21 protein-coding genes and 1 riboswitch are annotated in these 26,106 nt (G+C 42.5%); of the genes, 7 read left to right on the plus strand and 14 right to left on the minus strand.

Annotation, left to right across the window (positions count from 1 at the left end):
- The first annotated feature begins 225 nt into the window (after positions 1-225).
- Together ACWI_RS03585 and ACWI_RS03590 are read left to right on the plus strand one after the other, a co-directional pair.
- Positions 226-510 (plus strand): transposase, encoded by a 285-nt coding sequence (locus ACWI_RS03585; RefSeq protein ID WP_070370063.1) that lies wholly within the window; start codon positions 226-228, stop codon positions 508-510.
- A 20-nt stretch (positions 511-530) separates the two neighbouring features.
- Positions 531-1,421, plus strand: coding sequence for an IS3 family transposase (locus ACWI_RS03590; protein ID WP_242871573.1), 891 nt, complete (start codon positions 531-533; stop codon positions 1,419-1,421).
- 10 nt (positions 1,422-1,431) lie between these two features.
- Here ACWI_RS03590 and ACWI_RS03595 read toward each other — a convergent pair whose 3' ends face one another.
- From ACWI_RS03595 to ACWI_RS03630, 8 genes are all read right to left on the minus strand, one after another.
- Positions 1,432-1,662, minus strand: a complete 231-nt coding sequence (locus ACWI_RS03595) for a transposase (protein WP_070370065.1) — start codon at positions 1,660-1,662, stop codon at positions 1,432-1,434.
- 51 nt (positions 1,663-1,713) lie between these two features.
- A complete protein-coding gene (locus ACWI_RS19295) occupies positions 1,714-4,215 on the minus strand; it encodes a Spaf_1101 family AAA-like ATPase (protein ID WP_070370066.1) in 2,502 nt (833 codons plus the stop codon).
- Between the two features lie 135 nt (positions 4,216-4,350).
- Positions 4,351-5,079 carry a DUF2971 domain-containing protein gene (locus ACWI_RS03605; protein WP_070370067.1) on the minus strand — a complete coding sequence of 243 codons (729 nt, stop codon included), beginning with the start codon at positions 5,077-5,079 and terminating at the stop codon, positions 4,351-4,353.
- Positions 5,080-5,703: 624 nt separating this feature from the next.
- Positions 5,704-6,864, minus strand: coding sequence for a tRNA uracil 4-sulfurtransferase ThiI (gene thiI, locus ACWI_RS03610; protein WP_070370068.1), 1,161 nt, complete (start codon positions 6,862-6,864; stop codon positions 5,704-5,706).
- A 17-nt stretch (positions 6,865-6,881) separates the two neighbouring features.
- Positions 6,882-8,048: a cysteine desulfurase family protein gene (locus tag ACWI_RS03615; RefSeq protein WP_070370069.1), complete on the minus strand. Its 1,167-nt coding sequence runs from the start codon at positions 8,046-8,048 to the stop codon at positions 6,882-6,884.
- A 45-nt stretch (positions 8,049-8,093) separates the two neighbouring features.
- On the minus strand, positions 8,094-8,627 hold the full coding sequence (gene dcd, locus ACWI_RS03620) for a dCTP deaminase (protein WP_070370070.1): 534 nt from the start codon (positions 8,625-8,627) through the stop codon (positions 8,094-8,096).
- A gap of 138 nt (positions 8,628-8,765) precedes the next feature.
- Positions 8,766-11,135, minus strand: coding sequence for an endonuclease MutS2 (locus ACWI_RS03625; protein ID WP_070370071.1), 2,370 nt, complete (start codon positions 11,133-11,135; stop codon positions 8,766-8,768).
- Between the two features lie 16 nt (positions 11,136-11,151).
- Positions 11,152-13,641 carry a U32 family peptidase gene (locus ACWI_RS03630; RefSeq protein WP_070370072.1) on the minus strand — a complete coding sequence of 830 codons (2,490 nt, stop codon included), beginning with the start codon at positions 13,639-13,641 and terminating at the stop codon, positions 11,152-11,154.
- 234 nt (positions 13,642-13,875) lie between these two features.
- Between ACWI_RS03630 and ACWI_RS03635 the strand changes: the two genes are divergently transcribed.
- Positions 13,876-15,150: a glycosyltransferase gene (locus ACWI_RS03635; protein ID WP_070370073.1), complete on the plus strand. Its 1,275-nt coding sequence runs from the start codon at positions 13,876-13,878 to the stop codon at positions 15,148-15,150.
- Positions 15,151-15,236: 86 nt separating this feature from the next.
- Here the strand turns inward: ACWI_RS03635 and ACWI_RS03640 are convergent, their stop codons facing one another.
- The 5 genes from ACWI_RS03640 to ACWI_RS03660 form a co-directional block, all read right to left on the minus strand.
- Positions 15,237-15,851 (minus strand): DUF308 domain-containing protein, encoded by a 615-nt coding sequence (locus ACWI_RS03640; protein ID WP_070370074.1) that lies wholly within the window; start codon positions 15,849-15,851, stop codon positions 15,237-15,239.
- 41 nt (positions 15,852-15,892) lie between these two features.
- Entirely contained in the window at positions 15,893-16,327 is a 435-nt protein-coding gene (locus ACWI_RS03645) for a C-GCAxxG-C-C family protein (protein ID WP_070370075.1), read from the minus strand.
- 128 nt (positions 16,328-16,455) lie between these two features.
- Positions 16,456-17,634 (minus strand): methionine adenosyltransferase, encoded by a 1,179-nt coding sequence (gene metK / locus ACWI_RS03650; protein WP_070370076.1) that lies wholly within the window; start codon positions 17,632-17,634, stop codon positions 16,456-16,458.
- Between the two features lie 94 nt (positions 17,635-17,728).
- Positions 17,729-17,824, minus strand: a riboswitch (SAM riboswitch).
- Positions 17,825-17,947: 123 nt separating this feature from the next.
- Positions 17,948-19,129, minus strand: coding sequence for an aminopeptidase P N-terminal domain-containing protein (locus ACWI_RS03655; protein ID WP_070370077.1), 1,182 nt, complete (start codon positions 19,127-19,129; stop codon positions 17,948-17,950).
- Between the two features lie 15 nt (positions 19,130-19,144).
- Positions 19,145-19,630 carry a COG2426 family protein gene (locus ACWI_RS03660; RefSeq protein ID WP_070370078.1) on the minus strand — a complete coding sequence of 162 codons (486 nt, stop codon included), beginning with the start codon at positions 19,628-19,630 and terminating at the stop codon, positions 19,145-19,147.
- A gap of 150 nt (positions 19,631-19,780) precedes the next feature.
- Here ACWI_RS03660 and ACWI_RS03665 point away from each other — a divergent pair, with 150 nt between their 5' ends.
- The 4 genes from ACWI_RS03665 to ACWI_RS03680 are packed head-to-tail and all read left to right on the plus strand — an operon-like array spanning position 19,781 to position 24,148.
- A complete protein-coding gene (locus ACWI_RS03665; RefSeq protein WP_070370079.1) occupies positions 19,781-20,491 on the plus strand; it encodes a tRNA 2-thiocytidine biosynthesis TtcA family protein in 711 nt (236 codons plus the stop codon).
- Between the two features lie 51 nt (positions 20,492-20,542).
- Positions 20,543-21,229, plus strand: coding sequence for a response regulator transcription factor (locus tag ACWI_RS03670; RefSeq protein WP_070370080.1), 687 nt, complete (start codon positions 20,543-20,545; stop codon positions 21,227-21,229).
- Positions 21,229-23,037 (plus strand): HAMP domain-containing sensor histidine kinase, encoded by a 1,809-nt coding sequence (locus tag ACWI_RS03675; protein ID WP_070370081.1) that lies wholly within the window; start codon positions 21,229-21,231, stop codon positions 23,035-23,037. Before ACWI_RS03670 ends, ACWI_RS03675 begins: the two co-directional genes overlap by 1 nt.
- A complete protein-coding gene (locus ACWI_RS03680; RefSeq protein ID WP_070370082.1) occupies positions 23,018-24,148 on the plus strand; it encodes a TolB-like translocation protein in 1,131 nt (376 codons plus the stop codon). Before ACWI_RS03675 ends, ACWI_RS03680 begins: the two co-directional genes overlap by 20 nt.
- 71 nt (positions 24,149-24,219) lie before the next feature.
- On the opposite strand, the gene pyk is transcribed toward ACWI_RS03680, so the two are convergent.
- Positions 24,220-25,962 (minus strand): pyruvate kinase, encoded by a 1,743-nt coding sequence (pyk, locus tag ACWI_RS03685; RefSeq protein ID WP_070370083.1) that lies wholly within the window; start codon positions 25,960-25,962, stop codon positions 24,220-24,222.
- Positions 25,963-26,106 lie beyond the last annotated feature (144 nt).

Below are 26,106 nucleotides of genomic sequence, written 5' to 3' on the forward strand. Positions count from 1 at the left end.
TTTTTCTTCATTTGAGAGATTTGAATTTGTTTTTTTTTAAGCCAATCGACATCCAGTGTTAATTCGCCTATTTTCTTTACGAGCAGCTCCTTTTCATCTTCATGCTCCTGTTTGAGTTTGTCAACATTGGTGCTAGAATAAAAATAGTACAAATCGAAATGAGAAAATCCAAAATTAATAAAAACATGGTACGATAAAAGAATCGTACTGAAGGAGGATCTCATTATGGCAAAACAACATGATAAACAATTCAAACTGGATGCAGTCCGGTACTATGAAGAACACAAGGAACTCGGTCTGCGTGGATGCGCTGAAAATCTCGGCGTTGGTTACAGCACGCTGGGAAAATGGAGCAAGGAACTTCAGGACAGCGGCAGTATTGAATGTCGTGGTTCAGGTAATTATGCATCGGATGAAAGTAAAGAAATCGCGCGTTTAAAACGCGAGTTGCGTGATACCCAAGATGCATTGGATGTCCTAAAAAAGGCCATCGGCATTCTGGGAAAATAACCGAAGCGATTTATGTTGAGATTGCTAAAAAGGCGGAAGCTGCTCATCACGAGAAGCGCCGGGTTTCCGTCTCCGGAATGCTGCAAAAACTGGGTGTATCACGAACCGGGTATCGATCATGGATTAACAGAAAACCATCGAATACCCAAAAACGACAGGAAGTTCTTAAAACCAAAATTGAGACCATTTATAACGACTCAAAGCAAAATTATGGAGCTCCGAAAATCACCGAAAAATTGAAACAGAGCGGTGAAATAATTGCTGAGCGGACTGTCGGCAAATACATGAAACAAATGGGTATCAAAGCTCAATGGATCAAACCTTATACGATCACGACTAAAGATTCTGACTTCAGTAAAAAACTCAGAAATATTCTTGACGAACAATTTAATCCCGAACGCCCCAATGCTGTCTGGTGCAGCGATATTACCTATATTTGGACAATGGACGGATTTTTTTATCTAACCAGTATCATGGATTTGTATTCTCGAAAAATCATTGCCTGGACGCTGTCAAAAACAATGGAAGTTTCCTGTGTAATCGACACTGTTAATAAAGCTAAAAGCCGTCGAAATCTCGATGCGCCATTGATCATTCACAGTGACCGCGGCAGTCAGTTCGTTTCAAAAGAATACCAGAAGGCAACGGCAAAAATGCAGCGAAGTTATTCTAAAAAGGCATATCCCTGGGATAATGCCTGCATTGAATCCTTTCATGCCATTATTAAACGTGAATGGCTCAATCGCTTTAAAATCCTTGATTATAACCATGCTTACCGGCTGATCTTTGAGTATCTGGAAACCTTTTATAATACAACTCGAATCCACAGTCATTGTAATTATATGTCGCCGAATAATTTTGAAAAACTTTTTACTAAAACACAAAATGAAAATTTACAAATAGCAGGTTAAAATGTGGGTGTCAAATTCTCATTTTAATTTGTACTAAATCTTGACATAGGACCACATCTTCATTTTTCTTATTGAAGACGGCTGACATATTGGCGATAAATTCGGTTTTCCAACGGCTTAACAATTGCTGAGATACTTCATGCTTTTTTGCGATCTCAGCTAACGTATTTTCTTCTCTGAGGATTTCCAGTACGATGGTTGCTTTTTCCTCAGGGGTCCAGGTTCGTCGTTTTTTACTCATGTGTATAGTTTATCTTATTTTCTGGATTTTGTGTCCAACTATTTGTGAACATTATACTTTCCCTCCTTCAAGAAGGTTAATAATAGACTGTTTTATCCCTTTTTCTGTTGGATAACCTTCTTTATTTATCCAACCATTAATATTGTTCGACTCCATCACAATTACTTGTTCTGCTTTCGCATTCGTCACAATTGTTGCATTATGAGTAGCTAGAATAATTTGCCTTTTTGATTTAATGTCTCTCAATTGCTTTACAAGATTTTTATAGATGTATTGGTTGTCCAGGTTATCTTCCGGTTGATCGATAATCAATGGCGTGAAATCATTCGAAAACTCACTATAGCCAATCACAAATGAAAGTAGCGCTACAACTTTTTGGCCCAGAGATAAATCTCTAATATTTCGATAAAGTTCAGGTAAATGTTCACCTTGCTCTTTGTTATTAATATTAAATTCCAGATTGAAATTGTCTGATGTATTCGGTAGTTCGCATAAGAAATTATTTATTTTTGCAATATTATTATTAAAGAGTTTCTTTTGAATTAAATCAAGAACCTCTTCCTGGTTTTCTTCAACCGTTCTAACGCCACGTTCAATCAATTTTTCTGTTAAATCCAATGAAAAAGAGACAATATCATTTATGTGATTGATTTCAGCATACTTCTTCATCAAAAACAAACGCAGCAATTTGGGCAAACCAATCTTCGACGACAACGACTCCAAATAGTCCACAATGGTTTCTTTATAGATATTAAATTGATGATATAGGTTATTTTTCTTACAACCGTATTCGCCATATAGTAACACTTCAAAATTCAAAGTATAATCCGGTCTCAAATCTTGTGAGTAAGTTATCCTTAAAATGCCATTTTGCTTTTCATTAAATGGCTTCAACACCGTTAATACATCGCTTTTTCTTGTGTTTAATGATTCTTCCAATAAATCCAACGTTTTAATCAAACCTCTTTCGGAACGAATTTCCCGTTGTATTTTCGACTGATTACGTTTTAAACCTGAAAACATTATTCTATAAATATATTGATTTATTTCTTCACCGTTGGCTTTTTGAACCAGTTCATTGAATGAATAGTGAACATGAAAAAATTTTTCCAGCAACGCTTTTTTTTCAACTACTTTCTGCGACATTACGCTGTCATTTATGATCGCTACCTCGTATAGATGAATCAGATTTTTTAAAGTGTATTCTTCAATTGAATTTTTATCAAATTCATACTTGTAATGATGTCTATGATTAACCGTATTCGAAAAATATTTTAAAATGCTAAATGTTTCCCCCTCATTCTCTCGTTCTGGTGGATAAAAGTTGAGCATATATTCTTTTTCTTCAAATTGAATCAGTAACCATACTGATCCTAATTTACAGAAATATTCCAAGTCTTCTTTAGAGCCATAGTTCTGCCTTAATACGAAATCAATTAATTTCAAAATTGTACTTTTCCCGGAACCACGCCCACCGATAAAGCAATTTAATGAATCTGAAAAATTCAAACAGAAATTTTCTTTCTTACCATTTTTCTGGTTGATTAAAAAACCATTTTTACCATTTTTTAATAATAGGCCTTTGATATAAATTTGTGGTCTTTCCGGTTTTTCATACTGCAATGAGATATTGTAATCGCGAAAAGCGCTCCTTATTGTATGGAAATCACGTTTTTTACCCTTTAACCAGAATGTTTTTGAACCGATCGTATCAATGCTATGTGAATCTTCATCGACAAGAAAACAACATTCATGATCACGATATTCATCAATCATTTTTGCATACATTCCCTGATTACTAATGTTAGATAATCCAACCGCATGAAAGCAACGTGAATTCAGGAGTTTCTTTTTATAAGCACCACTCAGATATTTTGACTCTTTGAACATATTAGAGGTGTCGATGTGTGCGATATAGGGAATCCCTTTTAGTTTAACAATTTCTTCCATCACTTGGATGCTCGTAAAATAAGCTCCATCCTGTTTTGATAGAATTATTTCATCAAGAAATTTCTCAATTTTTAATTTTGAATCTTTATCGCTCTTAAAAATACCAACAACATGGTTTTTATCTGCACAATTTATTTCAACCCCCAAAATTACTTCGGGATAGACATCATTACAAGGTTTATAGTCTTTCATTATCTCTATTGCAACTTCTAATTTTTTATGCCCTTCAATCGTGTTGTGATCTGTGATAAGAACCATCTCAATTTCTTTTTTAATAAGCTCTTGAGCGATTAACAAATAAGTCAAAGCTTCTTTTAAATGTTCGAATACTTCAAAACGAGGATCATTTGAGATATCAAATTCTGCTGTTTCCGGTATTAAATTATATTTGGCACAAATCCCACGCAATTCTTTTTCGGTACAACTCAAATAAAAATCCCCGCCATCTTTTTCACGTTTCTCCTCCAGCAAGGCATAATCATATGATGCCGGCGTATGCAGATGAAATGAGCATTTACAATAGTCACCGTATTTTTTCTTCGTTTGATTGATTTCATAATAGACTTCAGTTAGTTCTTTATGTGCTTTTTTGAAACCTTCCACTTATATTCCTCTCAAAAATTTTCGAAACATCGCTTTCTTAAACCGCCCGTCAACCATGTCGTTGATCAGAATTTTTCGTAATTCCTGACACCTAAGTAAGATTCCCGACTTTTTCGGCATGAAACCTAAATTTTCTTATATATCCTTACACTCATATTCTTCAATATTTCTCCCAGTGTATTGAATTTTTGTATCATAATCAAAAAAACGTATCTTGTAATTTTCATTTGAGATGAACATTTTTAATACTCTAATTCCATTTTTTTGAGCATGGTTTATTAATATTTCTTCATTTCGTTTATTTTCTTCCGAGATATTTATGCCCAAAATTACTGTTTCCAGCGCTTCAATATCAAATTCAAGGTATTCTTCACTTGCTGGTTTTAGAATCCGATACTCTTTTTCATAATTCCATTCTTTACATTTTTTAAAATATGAATCGGTTATTATTTCAAGGAGCTTGTTCTCATCACCTGGAATTTTTTGTTCTTCATGCGTTATATCACTTGGTATATAAGAAACTGGTTTAATCTGTTTAAATGTATTTAGAGTCGAAAACTGCAAACAAAATCCTCTATAATTATCTGCGTAATGTGCCCACATTTGAGGACTTCTGCAATTCTCACTCAATGACAAAATTCGGTAGCGATCTAATCGTTCTTCAATAATTGGATGATGTACTTTTAATGCCTTTGTTATGCCTTGTCCCGCAACCCCAAGATTGACACTAAAATTACACCCTTCAAATGGATCATTTAATTCTTTCCTTTTTGCCAGATAAAGACGTTTCTTTTCGAAAATTTCATTCACATATTTTAAATTATTAAATGCTCTGTATTTAAATATTTTTTCTGGAAAATTCATTAAAATCCTCATTTCACAATAATTCAGTTTGAAACTTTGTTTTCCACTTGTTCATTCATCCACAATAAAAATACTCACAGCTACTTTTTTATCAAGTACCAACCGACTTTTTTCAATCATGGTTTTAATGACAAGATTGTATTTATTTTTCGGACAAGCTGTAACCTTTTAATTTATGTACTTACTTCAACTTTTGTTATTTTTTCCTGCACTTTTTATTATACGCCTCACTTTAAAAACTGGCTATAAAATATTTTTGGTTTATCTTAAATTTATGCACAAAAAGCTTTTGCGTTCCGCTCCAACACCGCCATCGCTTCCTTCAGACCCTTCCGTCGCCGGAAACGCCCTTGCTTACAGCTTGTCTTCCCAATTAGCCAGGTTGTCAGGTCTTCTTCTGTCCATTAGCTCGGCAACATGCCTCGCAAACCAAAAACAGCATCAATCATTGATGCTCTCTACGAAAATGACCAAAAGCTGAATGTCTTCCCAATTGGTTAATTATACAAGAAAGCCATTTGCATTAATCCTGCAAATGGCTTTGTTATCTAATAAATGGTGATCCCGATTGGACTTGAACCAATGACCCTTGGTCATTGGTCTGTACGGGTGTTTAAGTTTCTCCTAGAGTTTGACCACTTCGGATTCGGCCACGGCGGTTTCCATCATCGCACCCATCATTTCCGCAATTTTTTCTTCGGAGCGGAGCATCTCCGAAACCTTGGGTTTGGTTTCCGGATGTTTGGGCACAAAAATGGTACAGCAATCTTCGTAGGGCAAAATCGAAGTTTCAAAGGTGCCGATGGTTTCGGCAATTTTGACAATTTCGGTTTTATCAAAACCAATCAGTGGTCGAAAAACCGGTAGCTCGGCTACCGCATTGGTAGCTCCCAGTCCTTCCATTGTCTGGCTGGCCACCTGCCCCAGACTTTCTCCGGTAATCAGCGCCTTGGCACCTTCGTTGTGAGCAATCATCTCAGCAATTCGCATCATATAGCGCCGCATGATGATGGTGGTTTGCCGTTCCGGGCACATCTCCACAATTTTGGTCTGGATCTCAGTAAAAGGCACTACAAAAAGTTTGATCTTGCCACAATACTGGCTCATGATTTTAGCCAGATCAATAACCTTTTCCTTGGTCCGATCACTGGTGAAAGGGAAGCTGTGGAAATAGACCCCGATGACTTCCACCCCCCGCTTGGCCATCAGATAGCCAGCCACCGGACTGTCAATCCCGCCGGACAAAAGCAGTGCTGCTTTACCGCTGCAGCCCACTGGCAAGCCGCCGTTACAGGGGATAAACTGGTGATACATATAGGTTTGTTCGCGAACCTCCACCCACAGATTCAGGTCTGGGTTATGAAGATCCACCGTAATCCCTTCAATGTTGTCCAGAACTACTTCGCCCAGACGGCAACACAGATCCGGTGATTTAATCGGGAAGGTTTTATCCCCCCGCTTAGCGGTAATCTTAAAGGTTTTTATTCCTTCGGTGGACCGCACCTGTTCAATGGCATTTTCTTCAATTGTCTTAATTTCACTGTCAATAACAATGGCCGGACTGATGGACACAATCCCAAATACTTTTTGCACCCGTTCCATCGCCCGATCCAGATCTTCATCACTCACATTGACAATCAGACGTCCCTGAATTTTTTTAACTTTCGCCGATGGTACACTTCTCAGGGTATTTCGAATATTTTTTGCCAATAATTCGATAAAATAATTTCGGTTCAACCCTTTCAGGGCAATCTCCCCATAGCGAACCAGAATAACATGTTCCATTAATTTTTTTGCTCCTGTCATCTATTTTTGTTTGGCTTAATCAACAGCCGCAAGCTACTGACTGCCTGGGCAATGGCGGCCACTGCTGTTTTAACATCATCGTTTTTAATGTCTTTTGAAAAGCTAATGCGAATGGTTCCTTCTTTGTATTCTTCGGCCAGCCCGATGGCTTTAAGGACATACTGTTTCTCCTTTTTATGCGACGAACAGGCTGAGCCGGTGGAAACAAATATTCCCTTGGATTCAAGGCTGTGCAGCAGTACTTCGCCCCGAACCCGGTTAAATGAAACATTAAGTACATAGGGACTGCCGTTAGGATCACCGTTGATTTTGATGTCATCAATTTTTGTCTCTAATTCGTTGATAAAGACAGTACGCACGTTTCGGATCGCTTCAAACTCATCCATAAATGAGTCGCTTCGTAAACGAACGGCTTCACCAAAGCCAACAATCCCCGGAACATTTTCCGTACCTGAACGAAGGTTATTTTCTTGGCCACCGCCCCGCAGCAGGGGTTTAATGTCGGTACCCTTTTTGAGATAAACGGCGCCCACGCCTTTCGGCCCGAAAATCTTGTGTCCGGACAGGGTCAGGGCATCGAGCATGCTGGCCTGCACATCGATGGGAATTTTCATAAAGCCCTGAACAAAGTCAGCATGAAAAACACACTTGGCATTAACCGCCTTAACGATTTTGCCAATCGCTTTGAGATCCTGAATGGTTCCCAGCTCATTGTTTACCCCCATAATACTGACAAGAATGGTATCCTCGTTCATAGCCGCTTGCAGCTCCGTCAAATCAATATGTCCTTGAGCGTCAACCCCCAGAACCACCACCTCAATCTGATGATTCTGATAGAAGGTAAACACATCCAGTACCGAGGGATGCTCGATGGCTGAGGTGATAATCCGCATCCGCTCCCGTTTTTTATTCTCCACCACCCCTTGGATAATCATATTATTGCCTTCTGTCCCACCGGATGTAAAATAGATCTCCTGGGTTTGACAGTTCAGGTTTTTTGCGATTAATCCCCGGACTTCCTTAATCGCCTGTTCACTGCGAATCCCCAGGCGATGAAGGGATGAGGGATTCCCGTAATTGTTAACTAGGGTATCCATCATCTTTTGCGCCACCTGGGGATGAACCCTGGTGGTTGCCGCATTATCTAAATATATTTCGTTCATTGTTTCGATCCTTTTCCCATACGGCCCAATTTCTTACGATTTGAATTAGCATTCCTCATCCAAAAAAATCCGGCTTCCCACTGCTGAACGCTGGCCCTGATATTTCCCCTGATAAGGATTCAATGCCATATCATCCATTTGAGCAAAAACCAGCTGACAAATCCGTCGGCCTTTTTCCAGTTTAATTGGTAAGCGATTGGCGTTATAAAGCTCCAGGGTAATCTCGCCTTCAAAACCCGGGTCTACCCAGCCTGCATTCTGAATAAATAAACCCATTCGACCGATCGAACTACGCCCTTCAACAAAGGCAGTCAGATTGCAGGGCAGCTTGATGTATTCCATGGTGGTTGCCAAAAGAAAGGAATTGGACGGGATAATGATTTCATCCGCTTCCATGGAAATATACTTAATTTCATCCGTCAAGGACATGGCCTCAAAATTATTTTCATCCAGCTTTAAAAAACTGGTTCCCAAACGAATGTCCACCGAGGCTGGCTGTACCTGCCCCTGTTCCAATGGATCAATGACCAGCTCCCCACTTTCCAGATATTTATAAATGGTTTTATCCGATAAAATCATATTTCCTCCAAAATTCAATAGGTCTGCAAAATTTTCCCATTAATTGTATTATTAATCGATGTTTCTGTCAATTTTTTGCATAACGAGTCCTCTGCGTCTCGGCCATTAACGCTCCGACTATCCCATTTTGCCGCATGCCTAGAGATTGACAATGGTTACCCCAGAGCCTCCTTCGTTCATGGCCCCTAGGCGAAAATCTTCAATCAGCGGGTTTGTTTTCAGGTATTCATGAATAATCTCCCGAAGCCTGCCGGTACCCTTGCCGTGCACAATTACCAGCTGCTTGTTTCCTGAAAGCATGGCATCCCCAATCATCTTATCCACCAGAAACAGAGATTCTTCACCATTTTTGCCGCGGAGATCAAGTTTGGTCTCCATCACATGACGCTCGACCTTTTTAAAGGTCACCTTTTTTTCTTCCGGCTTGGCCAGGGCCGTTGACATGCTCAAATCCCCTACATCAACCTTTAGCTTGATCATCTCTGACTGAACCATGGCTTTGTTCTCGTTGGGCAGCAGATTTAACACCTCTCCCTCCCGACGCAGGCTGTTGATATAAACCTTCATCCCAACACTCAGGTCATCCATTTCCAAAGCTGCCCCCTGATAATCTTTGGGTCGGCTGCCAAACTGATAGAGATTTTTCTCTTTTTCTTTGATCCGTTTGCGAATCGCTTCCAATTCTTTATTGTCCTTGATGGATGTGGTCGTCGTTTCCTGAATGGTTCGGATTTCCCGGTAAATCTCTTCAGTTTCGGCCCGGGTTTTCTTAACAATTTCCATTGCTTCTTCTTGGGCTTTTTGCAGCAGCGCTTTTTGTTCATTCTCAAATTTCTGCTTTTCCCGATCCATTTGGCGTTTCAGCGCTTCGGTTTCCTGCTTCAGGCGAATAATGGCGTCATGCTCAGCTTCGGTACGACGCCGCTTTTCATCAATTTTAATCAGGGTTTCTTCAAAGCGGATGGCTTCATTCTTAATCAGGTCGCGGGCATTTTCAATAATGTCCTCACCCAGCCCCAGGCGAATGGCGATTTCAAAAGCGTTGGATTTTCCCGGCACGCCAATTAACAGGCGATAAGTGGGCCGCAGGGTTTTGACATCAAATTCAACGCTGGCATTAACCACCCCCGGAGTGACCAGGGCATATTCCTTCAGCTCGCTGTAATGGGTGGTGGAGACACTGGTAACCCGACGCAGATGAAGTGCATTTAGAATCGAAATGGCCAGGGCGGCCCCTTCGGTCGGATCGGTACCGGCCCCCAGTTCATCAAATAGTACCAGTGAGTTATGATCAGCCTTATTCATAATTGTCACGATATTGGTCATATGCGATGAAAAGGTGCTCAGGCTTTGCTCAATGCTTTGTTCATCCCCGATATCGGCAAAGATATCACCAAAAATCCGGGTTTTACTGCCTTCCCGAACCGGGATAAACAATCCGGACTGCACCATCAAATTCAATAGTCCGATGGTTTTTAATGAGACTGTTTTTCCCCCGGTATTGGGCCCAGTGATCACCATGGTATCAATGCCTGCGGAAAAATATATATCCGAGGCGACAACCTGGTCTTCCGGAATCAAGGGATGCTTGGCCCTAAGCAGCTCAATGGAACCAGTTTCTGAGACACTGGTACGAACTCCATTGATGGTTAGACCATACTTGCCCTTGCCAAACTGAAAATCCAGATCCACCAGCACCTCATAATTGCAGATAATTTCATCCCGCAAATCAGCTACCTTCTGGGTCAGATCTTTGAGAATCCGGGTGATTTCGTGTTCTTCTTCGGTAACCAGAATTTTAATATCATTGTTCAGTTCCACCACCGCCATCGGCTCAATAAACAGGGTTGCCCCACTGGCCGATTTGTCCAGTACAATCCCCGGCACCTGGCTGCGGTATTCCTGTTTAACCGGAATAACATAGCGGTTGTTCCGGATCGTCACAATTTTTTCCTGAAGGATTTTTTCATAGGCAGTAGAACTAATCATTTGATTCAGTTTTTCGGTGATCCGCTTGTATTTAAACTGCATCTCCCGGCGAATCCGGGACAGCTCCCGTGAGGCGTTGTCGGCCATTTCTTCCGGTCCCAGGATTTTGCGGCTGATTTCTTTTTCCAACTCTTCACAGGGTTCCAGTGAGGTAAACAGATCCTTGAGCAAAACAAGGGTATCCATCTGGGTGTCCCCCTGATAATAATTATCCATATCCCGGGCAATCCGCAGGAGCGTGGCGATCGACAACAGTTCTTTCATTGACAGCATCGAACCAATGGCCGCCCGCTTGACATAATCACTGGTGTTCGGTACATCTGCCAGCGGTGGTCGACCATTGCGGAGGATCATCCCCAAACTTTCATTGGTTAAATCAAGCGCTCGATTAACTGCCGTCAGGCTTTCTTGGGGCAATAGATTTTTTGCCTGATCCTTCCCACCCTGGGTGACGCAATGTTCACCCAGGCTTTTTAATATTTTATGATATTCCAAGACCTTTAAGCTTCTTTGATCCATGTATTATTTCACTCCTCTATTTTACGCCTCGTCTAAAACTCCCCCGGGTGGTTCCTTCAGTTCCCAACCCTTCGGGAAGACCCCAATGCTTGTCATAAATTCCCTGTCGGTAATAACTGATGATGGTTCTTAACTTTTTTATACTTTCGTTATGGTAGTAGATTCGCCAGGTGTCAACGGACTTCAATTCAAGGATTTCTTCTCTCAAAAATAGCGTGTCGCCATTATAGACATGAATCAAGCCCTGATCATCCCGCTCCACCGGGAAACTGAAACCCCGCTCATCGAGCAGTTTACCGGACATCTCCCGATGACACAAACCAGTTGTTCCTTTTTTCTTTTCCAGACAATTTTTGCAGCCAAACAGGCATTTTTTACTGACCATCAGCTCCTGAACACCATAAACAGGTAACACCATATCAATCTCAGAATGCTCGGTAATTTCTTGTAACTCGGTTTCAATAAGTTCCGGCGATAACACGGCACCACCAACACCCCACTCTTTTAATGCCCGAGTTGCCAGGGTATTAAACACGTTAAACGACAAATCGGCCTCCACATAAGATGATGTTTTATTCAGCAGTTGCAACGCTTCATAATTACCAATTAAAAAGCCATCCTGATTCAACTCTTTTTTTAGTAATTGCCGCACTTTTTTAGTCATCTGGTCATCCATAATTTTAGGCGTCTTCAATAAAACTGTGATTCCCCGATCCTTCAAGAGGGCGGTCTTTTCTGCTACGCCCTCCCCCAATAAAGGCAACACAACCTGATCCAGTCCATCCAATTGCATTAAAAAGTCGATCATTGGCATTTTTTCAAATGATAGTGAAACCTGTTTCTTTTCACCATCTGATTGCCGTTTTTTTAATCGCTCCGGTTTGGCCAAAAGTTCTTTTTCCAACGGCACAATTGTAATGGTTGAATGTAACAAATCGGGACTGACCTCTTTTTTTTCAGTGTCAGCCAGCTTCTGTGTCAGTTTAATCAGCACTTCTTTACGCAAGGTGTTTAACTGACTACGGGATAGAAAAACCTGATCATCCAATTCCATGGAAATGATACCCAGTTCGAAGCCAGTGCCACCGATCCGGGAAATTTGCTCCCGCACCATCGCCTCATCAATGGGATTTTTTAGTGGTGCTTCGGGATAAAAATCAGCACGATAGGTGACTGCGCACCCCTGTGCAGAAGCGACTATTTCTGCCGGTTTGCCGAGCTTCAGGTACAGTTTGAAATTGACTGCCGAAGCTGGTTGATCAAGCGATTCGGAGCCCCGTTTTGTAAGACTGTCCATTAAGTTTTTATCGAAATTTTTATATAGCGGTGTTCCCGGTGAAACCCCATGGCGACAGGGAATGACCACGGTTTCGCCACCAAGGCCTCGTTCACACCGGCGACCTGACGGCGTGAAAATCGCATCGACTCTGGTTCCTGTTTTGCCGTCCTCGCCAAAGGATAACCCATCCCCAACATTGAGTTGCACATCCTCATAAAGACGAATCCCCAGCGGTTGATAGGTGCTTTTATGATTTGTATTTTTGGCAGTTTTAGCAAGACTGACAACCTGACCAATTAAAACACCCCGGTTCTTACCCACCTGAGCATTGAGAATATCTGCTTCATTAAAAAGATGGCCCCGGGTGAAATCCCGGTTAAACACCTGCATGACGGCCCGATTATCGATGGTTTGATCAACCTCATCTCCGGCAGCAGCATCGATGCCTTCCCGATAAGCCCGGGTGATTCCATAAACATATTCCGGTGTTTTCATCCGTCCTTCTATTTTTAAAGAATCCACGCCAGAAGCGCTAACGACCGGAAGCGCATCCAAAATATTTAAGTCCTTGGGACTGATAAGATAGCCTTCCTTTACCAGACGGGCGTTCTCATCGAAGAGTTGGTAATGCTTCCGGCAGGGTTGGGCACAGAGCCCCCGGTTCCCACTACGGCCGCCAATCATACTGCTCATCAGGCACTGACCGGAATAGGCGTAGCACAAGGCTCCATGGGCGAATATTTTTAATTCAATCCGGGTTTTCTTTTTAATATCAGCCACCTGGGTTAGTGACATTTCCCGAGGCAACACCACCCGGGAAAAACCAAGTTTCTGAAAAAACAGCACCCCTTCCAACCCATAAACGGAAGCCTGGGTGCTGGTTTGCAGTTTGAATTCCGGAAAATAATGTCGGAGCAGATAAATCAACCCGATATCCTGAACAATCAAGCCATCCAGGTTAAGGGTTTTTAAAAAATTAAGCGTATTGACCACTTCTGCCATTTCACTGTTTTTGATCAAAATATTCAAGGTGACATAAACTTTCACCCCATGCTGATGACATCGGGTGACCGCTTCCTTAATCTCATCGTCCGTCATGTTTTCGGCATTACGACGGGCATTAAAGGATTTGCCACCAAAATAGACTGCATCTGCACCACCGTTGATGGCCGCTATCACAGCTGCCGTGGTTCCGGCCGGAGCCAGCAGTTCTGGTTTTTTATTCATTTTTACCTCATGTTCCTATTAATCGCTGTTTCACGTAACATCTATGCAATTGATTATTATAACATATCGAGATAAAATAAAGAAGATTTGATATTCTTTTAATTATTTACAGGAAAGAGACTAATCTTCTTGATAAATCAGGGTAAAAAAAGTATGATAAGAAAAATGTTGTATTCTGGTATGATTTAGACGTGAATTGATTTGCAAACTGAAAAGCAGAGAAAGGAACCATTCATGAAAATTGCGATCTTAACCTTGGGAACCCGCGGTGATGTCCAACCTTTTGTCGCCCTGGGACAAAAAGCCCTAGAAAAAGGGCATCAGGCCGTCATCTGTACCGGAAAAACATTCAAGCCATTTATTGAAGCAGCCGGAATCGAATTTAAAGAAGCAGCTAGTGATCTGATGGCGATGCTGGAGACCACTGAAGGACAGATGGTTTTTAAACATGCCCTGCGCCATCCATTCCGAACTAAAAAATATCTCGATGAAGTGGTCAACCCGAATTTTCGAAAGTCTTTGGATCAATTTTATGAAGCCGCCCAGGGGACAGATGTGATCCTCTATCACCCCAAAGCCTTCGGTGCTCCGGATATTGCTGAAGCGCTCGACATTCCCTGTATCAGCATTCCCCCGGTACCGATCACCTTGCCAATTGATGAATTCCCCAACCTGGCCATCTCTCCGACCAAAAATCTGGGAAAACATTTCAATCGCTGGACTTATTCAGTAATGGCTCAGGCCGAACGCTCAAGTATCAATGAAGTCAATGATTTCAGAGAAAAAACCCTGCATCTGCCCAAACGCAAAAGCGGACTCTATACCTTTTCTCTGAACGATCAAGCAATCCCGATCATTTATCCCATCAGTAAGGCCTTATTTCCGGAAGTAACCAGCTGGGAGGGCCGGGTTCTGACGCCGGGTTTTTTTTATCTTGATTCCGCAGCCGAGCAACTTGACTCCAGCCTCACATCGTTTTTAAGTGCCGGATCAGCTCCTATAATCGTCTCATTTAGCAGTATGCCTCTTAAAGCGCCTGAACAATTCAAAAACTGTCTTCAGGAAGCGCTTCTTGCCACCCATCAGCGGGGTATCCTATTAACTGGCAACAGTGGCATTCGCTTTGAAGATGACGCCGATCTGCTGACCATCGATGCAGCCCCCCATTCGCTGTTGTTTCCCCATGGAAAAGGAATCGTCCATCATGGTGGTGTGGGAACCATGGCCGCCGCCATCAAAAGCGGCAAACCGCAGCTGATTATACCCTTTTCGGTGGATCAACCCTTCTGGGCCAACCGCCTCTATCAACAGGGGTATGCCCTCAAACCGCTCAAGGAAACCCAGATCACGACACGATCGCTGATTCAACGCTTCATTGCCTTTGAAGAAGAGGCGGTTCAATCAAAATCCCGGGCTCTGAAGTCCCTCATAGATCAGGAAAACGGAACTGAAACGGCCCTTGCATTTATTGAGAAGCATTGTCGAAGCAACGTAAAGAGGAATCGATAAAACCACTCTGATTTGCTCCACAACTAAAAAAAGCAGCTCCGGTTGTTCACCCGAGCTGCTCAATAATTCGCTATTATTTCGCCATTTCATTCAACATGATAATCCTCAAACCCTCTTTTGACCTTTTTTATTTGGGAAAAGGTTCGTTTCATGCCAATTGACTGTATCACTAAAAATAAACCAAGGATGCCAAACGCAATCCCAACGATTATCACAATCAGATTGGCCGGACCCATCGGATTAATAAAGGCGTAAATCCCAAAGGCAATAAATCCTACCCCAAGCACGATTTTTGCAATTCTGCCGGCAGTCCCAGAATTTGCAGAAATAATCAATAGAAAAATCCCGGTAATAATTGCCCAGATGCCGATTATGATAATAAAAAATGAGACAATCACATTGGGTACCAGTAAAAAAATAGCGCAGATAATCAAACTAAAGATACCTCTGCCCAGGCTAAAGCCGGCCTCAGCGCCGTATTTGCTACGCAACACTAGGGCTGAGACAATATAGATAATTCCCATAATCCCACGATAGACACCAAAAACAAAGACCAACAGGGTAATGGCCTGATTGCTAAAAAAGATGGCAAAGATGCTCAATGCAATAAAACAAAGCCCATCCAGCAGCATCAGCCACCATCTGCCATATGACCGTTCCAACATATCAATACCCAGGGATCTCGCTTCACTTTGATTCATCTGACAACCTCCATCTTTCTCTTTTACGGCTATTTTTGTCTTTATTCTTTTTCCAATGCTGCAACGACCCGATCAAAAACCTGTCCTGCCCGAAGCTTGACCGGGTTGCAGGCTTCCACCTCATCCCGATAGTGTTTTTTGATATAATCACAATCCAAACTGCCAAACTCTTTCTCAAACTCTTCGACTAAAAGTTTTGCTGCACGCGTCATTTTAGCCTGGTCTGATGGTCTTTCTTCAGTATATAAAGCGCCCAGGGCTGCCAGTGAACCAGAAAAAGCGCCACAGGTTCTTTCAGAATAAAATCCGGCCCCAAAACCCTGAAGCATCCGAAAACTCTCTTCCGGAATTTTTAACTCATACGTGTCATTGGCCGCCCGTAGCAAAACCTCGGCACAATTCATATGATACTGGGATTGTTCTGCAACCGGTTTGTCTTTTCCAAAGGCATTATAACTCTCAATCGATTTTTTCATTTTTTCCTCCGCTTTGCTTTTTGGGTGATTCGGGGTACATTCTAATCTTAATGTGCCTTTTTGATATACCCCGAATTAATGACATAACACACGAATCAATAAAATTCTATTTTTGATCGGCGGTTTTCTTATCGATCGTTTTTCAGTTTTTCCACCATATCCAGTCGTTCCCAGGGCAGATCCAGATCTGGGCGACCAAAATGACCATAGGCGGCGGTTTGTTTATAGATTGGCGCTCGCAAACCTAGGTTTTTAATAATCGCTGCCGGTCTTAAATCAAAATGTTTTTGAATCAAGGCAATAATTCGGTCGTCTTCAATTTTTCCGGTACCAAAGGTATCAACATATATTGACACCGGTTTTGCCACCCCAATGGCATAAGCCAATTCCACTTCACATTTGTCGGCCAGACCAGCAGCGACAATATTTTTAGCCACGTGTCGGGCGGCATAGGCTCCAGAGCGATCCACCTTTGTGGGATCTTTCCCGGAAAACGCCCCGCCACCATGGCGACCATAACCACCATAGGTATCGACAATGATCTTTCGACCGGTTAATCCACAGTCTCCCTGAGGTCCGCCGATAACAAAACGGCCGGTGGGGTTAATGAAATATTTGGTTTCGGCATCCAATAATTGAGGATCAATGACCGCTTTAATCACTTTTTCGATCATATCTTTTTCAATGGTTTCTGATGAAACATCAGCGCTGTGCTGGGTCGAAATAACCACTGTATCAATTCGGGTCGGGACGCCGTCATTGTATTCCACCGTTACCTGGGTTTTCCCATCTGGCCGCAGGTAATCAACAACATTCTCTTTTCGAATATCGGTGAGTCGTTTGGCCAGCTGATGCGCCAAAGAGATTGGCAACGGCATCAGTTCCGGGGTTTCATTGCAGGCAAAGCCAAACATCATCCCCTGATCTCCAGCACCAGTAGCCAAATCAACCTCACTGGCTTCACCTTTTCGGGATTCCAATCCCTCGTCCACACCCATGGCAATATCCGCCGATTGTTCATCGATGGCTGTGATAACTGAACAGGTGTCGCAGTCAAAACCATATTTTGCACGGTCGTAACCAATTTCGCGGACGGTATTTCTGACCAGTTTAGGAATATCCACATAGCAAGAAGTGGTGATCTCACCGGCAACCAGTACCAAGCCAGTTGTCACCAACGTTTCACACGCCACCCGAGCCATCGGATCCTGCTCGAAAATCGCATCCAGAACGGCATCAGAAATCTGATCACAAATCTTATCGGGATGTCCCTCTGTTACCGATTCTGAGGTAAATAATTTTTTCATTTTGTTCTCCTTTTTTATTCTGTAATGTCTATTTACCTGATACTTAAATCACGAAAAAAGCCTCGTCTGATGACGAGGCTAATGTTCACATTAAATCCCATCATTGCGAAAATATCGCAGGTATTGGCACCATGCACATGCTGGTTGCCGGGTTTCATCGGGCCTGTCCCTCCACCTCTCTGGATAGGTAAATATTCAATTACTTTTTTTTAAATCATACACATCATTATTTTCTTTGTCAAGCATTTTATTACTGACTAAAGTTTTGGCAAGGATAACCTCAGCTTAATTTGATGAGCAAATCAAGCTATCGCTACAAGACTTCACAGCCACAATCAGTGATCACCACATCATCCTCAATCCGAATCCCAAGACCCCGTTTTTCCAGATAAAGCCCCGGCTCCACGGTCATGACCATGCCTGGTGCCAGGATCAGATCTCCGGCTGGTCGAACATCGTGGGTGTCCAAACCCAACGAATGACCGATTCCATGATAATAAAACTCCGTGATATCATTGTTTTCAGGAACAAAACCGGCGCGGCAACATTTTTCCAGGAACAGCTCTTTGGTCAGATTCTGCAGTTCTTTAAGCACAGCCCCCGGTCGATAGGCTGTGAACAGTTCCTGTTGAACCGCATTGACAATTCCGTAGAGTTTTTCCTGATCCATTGTCATTTCTCCATTTACTGCAAAGGTACGGCTGATGTCACCACAGTAGCCGTCGACCCGGGCCCCCAGATCCAGAAGCACCAGCTCACCGGCTTTTAAGGCACAGCGATTGGACACATAATGCAAAACAGTGGCGTTTTTTCCCGCTGCTACGATGGTTTCAAACGCCACGCCTTCGGAGCCCTGCTTTTTGACAAAATACTCAAAAAAAGCCGCCAGTTCATATTCATAGGTCCCCGGTTTGATAAGAACCTGCATCTCCTCAATGCCTTGTCGGGTAATGGCATTGGCTCTCGTAATGGCACTGATTTCTTCTGGCGTTTTAATCAGTCGCATTGCTGCCAAAATCGGATGCAAATCCCTTATTTCACACTGCTTCAACGTTTTTTTGAGCTCTTCGTCTTCGGTTTTAAAGCTTTGATGTTGGGGTGATTTAAAATCAAAATACAAAATCTGACTGGATGATGTCAGACCAATCACCCGGGGTAGCTCTTTGATATAAAAGACTTCATTAATACCCGAAACCGCTTTTGCTGCTTCACAAGTAATCTTCTTACCCACCCACTTTTCTTTCAGTGGATCCGCTTCTTCAATAAAGAGCTTCCAGGACAAATCACCGTGATGATCTTTGATCGCTACCAGAACCACCTCCGGCTCACGAATCCCAGTTAAATAATAAAAATTATTATTGGCAAAAAAAGGATAGCTGGCGTCCTCGGTCATTGCGATTTCCCGACCAGAAAATAGGATTGCCAAGCTATTATTTTCCAGCTGTTCTGCCATCTTTCTTCTGTTTTCTAGATAAAAATTCTGCGATAGTGCCATTACTACTCCTGTTTTCTAAAATAAAGACAGCCCACCGGCAACCAATGCCGTAACAATAATTCCTGCCGTAGCCGATCCCAAAGTAACTGAAATCATACTATGTTTAAAATCCAGTCCGATTAGCGAAGCTGCCAGACACCCTGTCCAAACCCCGGTTCCCGGTAAGGGAATGGCAACAAAAATAAACAAACCCCAAAACTCATACTGCGTCAGTTTATCTGATTTTTTCATTCCTTTGGCAATAATCCAACTGGCCATCTTCCCGAATATTTTAGTACCTGACATCCATTTAAGGATAGCTGGGATAAACATCAAAATAAATGGCGCCGGGATAATGCTCCCCAGAACCCCCAATAGATAGGCCTGTAGATACGACATATCATAAGCTAAAATTGCCAGGGGAATGGCCCCGCGCAGTTCAACAACCGGAATGGCTGAAATAACGATGATCTCCAGCCAATCCGGCAAAAATGCCAAAAAATTAATAATTGCCTGTTGCATATAAACAAATCTCCTTTTAATCTCTCCGGTTAAGTGTTAGAATGACTATAGAATGCCATTAAGTCTATATTGTACCTTTTATGAATGATTTTGACAAGCTTCGGTTAAGGAACACTTACTTCGGCATCATGATAAACACAGGAGCACTCAATGAAAAAAATTCTTGGCCCCCTACGTCGGGGGGTTGAAAAATATCAAATGATTAAGCCCGGTGACCGCATTGCTGTCGGTTTGTCCGGTGGTAAAGATAGTACCGCACTATTGGTCGCCATGAAGCGCTTTCAGTACTTTTCGCCAGTCCCTTTTGAACTGGAAGGAATTACCCTCGACATGGGCTTTGGGGGCATGGATCTGACTCCATTGATTGATTTATGTGCCCGTCTGGATATCCCTTATACCATCAAAAAAACTTCCATTGGACCAATCGTTTTTGAAGAACGACAGGAAAAAAATCCCTGTTCACTCTGCGCCCGGATGAAACGAGGTGCCCTCCACGATCTGGCGATTGAGCGGGGTTGTCGTACCATTGCCCTGGGTCACCATGCCGACGATGCGATTGAGACTTTTTTTCTTAGTCTGTTTTATGAAGGACGAATTAACACCTTCTCACCGGTAACCTATCTGGATCGAAAAGACATCACCTTGATCCGACCCTTAATTTTTGTTAAGGAACGAGATATTATCGGCGATCCGGAAATCAAAACTCTACCGGTCATCCCGAGCACCTGTCCTGCCGATGGCCATACGAAACGGGAAGACATCAAAATGATGATTAAAAATCTCCGCAAAACCATTCCGGATCTGGATGACCGGGTGTTAGGCGCCATCCAAAATAAGGAACAGTTGAACTTGTGGTTTTAATCTCTAATTAATAATATTTTATTATAGTAACAAAAGAAAGTAGGTATAAAAATGAATGAAAAAATTCTCGTTGTCGATGATGAAGCATCGATTGTTGATTTAATAAAATTGGAACTGGAATTTGAAGGTTATCAGGTGGAAACTGCCAGCGACGGTGTGGAAGCCGTTGAAAAAGCACTGGCGATTCACCCCGATCTGATTGTACTGGATATCATGCTGCCCAAGAAAAACGGTTATGATGTCTGTCGGGAACTCTCTCCCCAGCTCGGTGTTCCGATTATCCTTTTAACCGCTAAAACTGATATTATTGATAAGGTTTTGGGACTGGAACTGGGTGCAGATGATTATCTGACCAAACCTTTTGACAATCGAGAGCTGTTAGCCCGGATCAAAGCCCATCTGCGTCGTTCAAATATTACCATTGAGCCCCAAAAACAAGAATCACTCCTTAAAAATGGTGATTTGAGCATTTATGCCGATGAGCGAATGGTCATGCTGGATGGCAAAGAAATTCATCTTACTCCCAAAGAGTTTGAGTTACTCTTTTTGCTGGCCTCCAATCTGGAACAGGTTTTCCCCCGAGATACCCTACTGGAAAAAATATGGGGATATGATTATTATGGCGATACCCGAACCGTTGATATGCACGTTCAGCGCATCCGCCGTAAAATTGACACCCAGGGCAATAAATACATCCAAACTGTTTTTGGAATTGGATATAAAATGAGGAAACTTTAATGCAACTAAGCTATCGGGTTCGAATGATCTTATACAACATTCTGCTTTTTGCTTTTGCATTTTTAATTGTTGTATTTTGCGTTTTTCAGGGAACCTCCTATTACTACATCAATCAAACAAAAGATGACTTACAAAAAACAGCCCAGGACTCCACCTTGTTTATCAGCCAGGAATTAAAAAACATTCAAAGCTCTGACCCTCTAAAAAACCGGTTTATCGGCAATAGTCTGTATCTCTCTAAAAGCATTTCTGAAAAAGAAAACCATCGGGTTCTGCTGTTTGACACAGAGGGCAATCGCATTGCGGACTCCGTCGATGAGACGACCATCAATAATATCCTTAACACCGAACTTGAGCTGTCGTTGGCTGAGAATGCCCCGGTATTTACCCTCAAATCGATTAATGATGCCAGTATGGCTTATTTTACCGCCCCAATTACCATTGATAATAGCATTGTGGGATACATTGGTTTTGTTTATTCGATGCATGAAATGGACACTTTTCTGCATGTTGCCGGAATCCTTTTTGCAATTGGCGGATTGATTGGTCTGATGGTTCTAATTTTTGTCACCATGTCATTCTCGAAACACTTTTTTCAACCGATCAAAGATCTGACGAAGATCTCCAAAGAAATCAATCATGGCAATTATAATTTGACGATTTATTATAAGCACACCGATGAAATCGGCGATCTGACCCAGGCCTTTAATGACATGGTTACCAATATCAACAATGTCATCCTGCAGCTGGAATCGGAGCGAAAACGTCTGGCCGGAGTTTTGGCATCGATTGATGACGGGCTCTTGGCCATCGATAAGAATGGCAATATAATCACCTCAAACAGTTACATTAAAACGTATTTCAATGTCAGCAATCCCAAAACGATTTATGACTTTCAATATCAGTCATTTTTGCGGGATATCTTTGACAGCCTTAAGAACGGCAAGGATCATATTTCTGAAGAAATTGACTGCAACAACCGGAATCTTTTGCTCATTGGCAGTCCCATCCGGGAAAAAGGTTTTGAAGAAAACTATATGATTATTATCCGTAACATGACCGCTGCCCGGCATATTCAGGAAGAACAGCGAAAATTCATCAGCAGTGTTTCCCATGAGTTACGCACCCCACTAACGACGATTATTGGCTATACGGATATGCTTACCCGTCGACAGGTGGCAGATCCGGAAATTATCAACCGCTCGCTGAATACCATCAACCGTGAAGGGCACCGATTGTTGCGCTTGGTTGATAATTTATTAAATGTGAATAAATTTGATAAAGCCGAGTTTGATTTTAAGAAAACGAATCTAAACATCGTTTTGCTGCTTTCCGATGTCGTCGAACAAATGCAGATTAAAGCCAGCCAGTCCGACGTTGAAATTAACTATGTGTCTGACGAACTTCCAGAAATTTTGGGAGATTATGACCGGCTTCAGCAGGTCTTTATCAATATTATTCATAACGCCATCAAGTACTCAAACCGTGGTGATATCATTGATGTTGTATCTGCCATCGAAGATAATCACATCGTGGTGTCCATCCGGGATTATGGTCCGGGGATTTCAGAAATCGAACAAAAGCGCATTTTCAATGCTTTTTATCGGGTTGAAGAAGATCGCTCCCGAGGTACTGATGAAGGCGGTTCCGGATTGGGCCTCTATATTGTCAAGCAGATTGTCGAAAAACACGAGGGGAAAATCGACATCGTCAGTCAGGTTGGCGAAGGTACCAATATTATTGTCACCCTTCCCATTCTATCGGTTTTAATTTATGGAGGTGATCAAGATGAAAAAAACGCAAAATAAACTATGCTTTTTTGCTCTCATCCTCTTAATTCTGATCACCAGCAGCGGCTGCCAGAACCTCTTTATTCCCACTAACGTTCCGGTTGTTTTGCGCAATGATCCGGTCTCCAGTAAGCCATCCCCCCAGCAAATCAGCATTCAATCCTATACGATGGCGTCTCCCGGAGTGGTTCAGGACATCACCAATAGTGGCAACAATCTGGTTCTTTTCACCTTTGGTACGACCTACAACATCAACACCTATAACACCGAAACCATGCAGTTGTCGGCTTTTGTCAATTCTGATAAAAAAGCCTTGAGTGCCCTTTATGATACCTTTGATACTGGTATCTATTATGCCGAAAAGCTGATTGATCCGATTACTGGCAATGTTGGCAGCCAGATTATCTGGTCAGATGTCAATCAAAATACTACCCGGGTTATTTCCCTTCCCGAAGAAAACGTCATTCAACACTTCGGCATTGGCGATTCCGGCCAGGTAGTCTATGCCAACAACAACAACCAAATTGTCCTGGCCGATAGCGAGGGAAATCGTCAGGTTTACAGTGTCCTTAATAACTATACTATTTTGGCTGTTGACTTCATCAGTCAGGAGAAAGGTTTTATCTTTATTGCCACCGATCCTCAAAACGAAGAGCGAACCAATTTATATTACGCCAAAATGAAAGATGGGTCGAACGAACTGGCTTCAACGATGATTGCCGAGAATGTAAGCAGTTTTGATATAAACGATTTAACCAATCAGGTTGTCTTTATTAAAAACAGCGGAGATGCCCAAAGTATTCGCACCTGGAACACTAGTGCCAGTACCACAAACAGCCTCGCTACTGGTAGTTACAAGTCAGCCCGGTTTACACCCAATGGGGAACGGATTGTCTTTACCCAAACAACGCCAAATTCCGATTCTCAGCTAAAATCAATCTGGATTATGGATGCCAATGGCAAAAATCCCCTCCAACTTACAGCCCCACTGAATATCAATTCTGAGATTATCTGTCATCCATACAAGTCGGTGCTTTTTTTCTCAGTCGAAAAAAGCTCTGACAGTATCAGTTCTGCTGATGAACATACCCTATCCCAAACCTATCAGCTCACTTACAAAATTGACTGAAGCGAATTTGTTCCACAAAAAAGCGACCGTATTGAAAAACAACGGTCGCTTTTTTGAATATTTATGGCTAATTACATCATTTGAACCCGCCCCTGATAGACAACCCCACGTTTGGGGTCAACTGAGATCAGCTTACCATGTTCCAGAATCTCCAGCGCCTTAACAACATTTACAATAACCGGAATATCATAATGAAGTCCAGCAATTGCACCTTCCGAACTGAGTCCACCTTCTTCCGTAATTATTGCAGAAGCCAGTGGCAAGACCTGGCTGACCTCCGGTGTCAGGGTTTTTACCACTAAAATATCGCCTTCCCGGAAATCATCCAGGTTAGCCGCAGTAATAAGCTTGGCATGGCCAGTCACAGGTTTTTTGCCAATACCCACCCCATTGATAATCGCATTTCCAACGGTATGAACTTTGATCATATTGGTATTTCCCTGAACGCCCAGCGGGACACCGGCGGCGACTACTGCCAGATCACCAAATTTGACATAACCCTGTTCGACAGCTTTTTTGACCACGTCCATAATCATTGTATCGGTGTCGCCAAACTCTGGCGTATAAATACAATTGACTCCCCAAACCAGGGCTAACCGACGGACGGTTGTTACCTTATCGGTTACCGCCAGAATGCCGCAATCCGGGCGGTATTTAGAAATCATCCGGGCGGTGTGTCCTGACGATGTTGCCGCAATAATGGTTTGAGCATCCAACTGTTCAGCAATCTGGCAGGCCCCTTCGCTAACGGCATTGGTAATGGTCAGCTCGCCATGATCAGGTTTTTTCCGACGGGCATACTCCTCTGAATCTTCGCTTTTTACGACAATATTATACATCGTCTTGACAGACTCAACCGGATAGGAGCCAGCTGCGGTTTCACCAGATAACATCACAGCATCGGTTCCATCAAATACCGCATTGGCTACGTCGCCAACTTCAGCCCGGGTTGGTCTGGGGTTACGCATCATTGAATCCAGCATCTGCGTGGCCGTAATAACCGGTTTGCCCAGTAAATTACATTTTCTGATAATCGTTTTTTGAACCAAAGGAACATCTTCCGCAGGAATTTCTACCCCTAAATCCCCTCTGGCGACCATGATCCCATCTGAAACATTTAGTATCCGGTCAATGTTCTCAACACCTTCCTGATTTTCAATTTTAGAAATAATGTCAATACGGTCGCCGCCATTACGTTCCAGAACTTTTCTAATTTCCAGTACATCATGAGGCTTTCTGACAAAGGATGCCGCCACGTAATCAACCTTCTGCTGGATGCCAAAAATAATATCACTGCGGTCTTTTTCAGTCAGTGCTGGCAATTCAATGCTCATCCCTGGCAGGTTAATACTCTTTTTACTGCCCAGGGTTCCACCGTTTAAGACGCTGCAAACCATCTCCGTGTCAAAAACATCGTCGACTTCCAGTTGAATTAAACCATCGTCAATCAGAATTCGACATCCCGGTGAGACTTCATTGGGAAGATTTTCATGGGAAATGCTGAATCGCTTTGCATCGCCCGAAATTATTTCAGTCGTTAACGTTACCTTTTCTCCAGCCACCAATTCCACTTTTCCAGCACTTAGTTCTCCGGTTCGGATTTCCGGGCCTTTGGTATCCAACATAATCGCCACCGGGATTCCCAGCTCTTTTCGCACTTCTTTAATCCGCTGAATTCTGGCAGCATGTTCTTCATGGCTACCATGAGAAAAATTCAACCGTGCCACGTTCATTCCATTGAGAATAAGTTCTCGTAGTATTTCCTTTGTATCTGCTGCTGGTCCTAACGTGCAGACAATCTTAGTTTTTTTCATTTTCTACCTCTTTTCATATTTAATCTGTATTATAAAATAACGGATGAGGCCGTTAAGTCTCTACCAACATCGTTATTGGTTTTTGTTGCGATCTTTGATTTACCTATTTTAAACTAATTTCAACGGAGATGAGCCGGTCACCAT

Origin of the sequence: Acetobacterium wieringae (genome assembly GCF_001766835.1) — a bacterium.
Lineage (GTDB): Bacteria > Bacillota > Clostridia > Eubacteriales > Eubacteriaceae > Acetobacterium > Acetobacterium wieringae.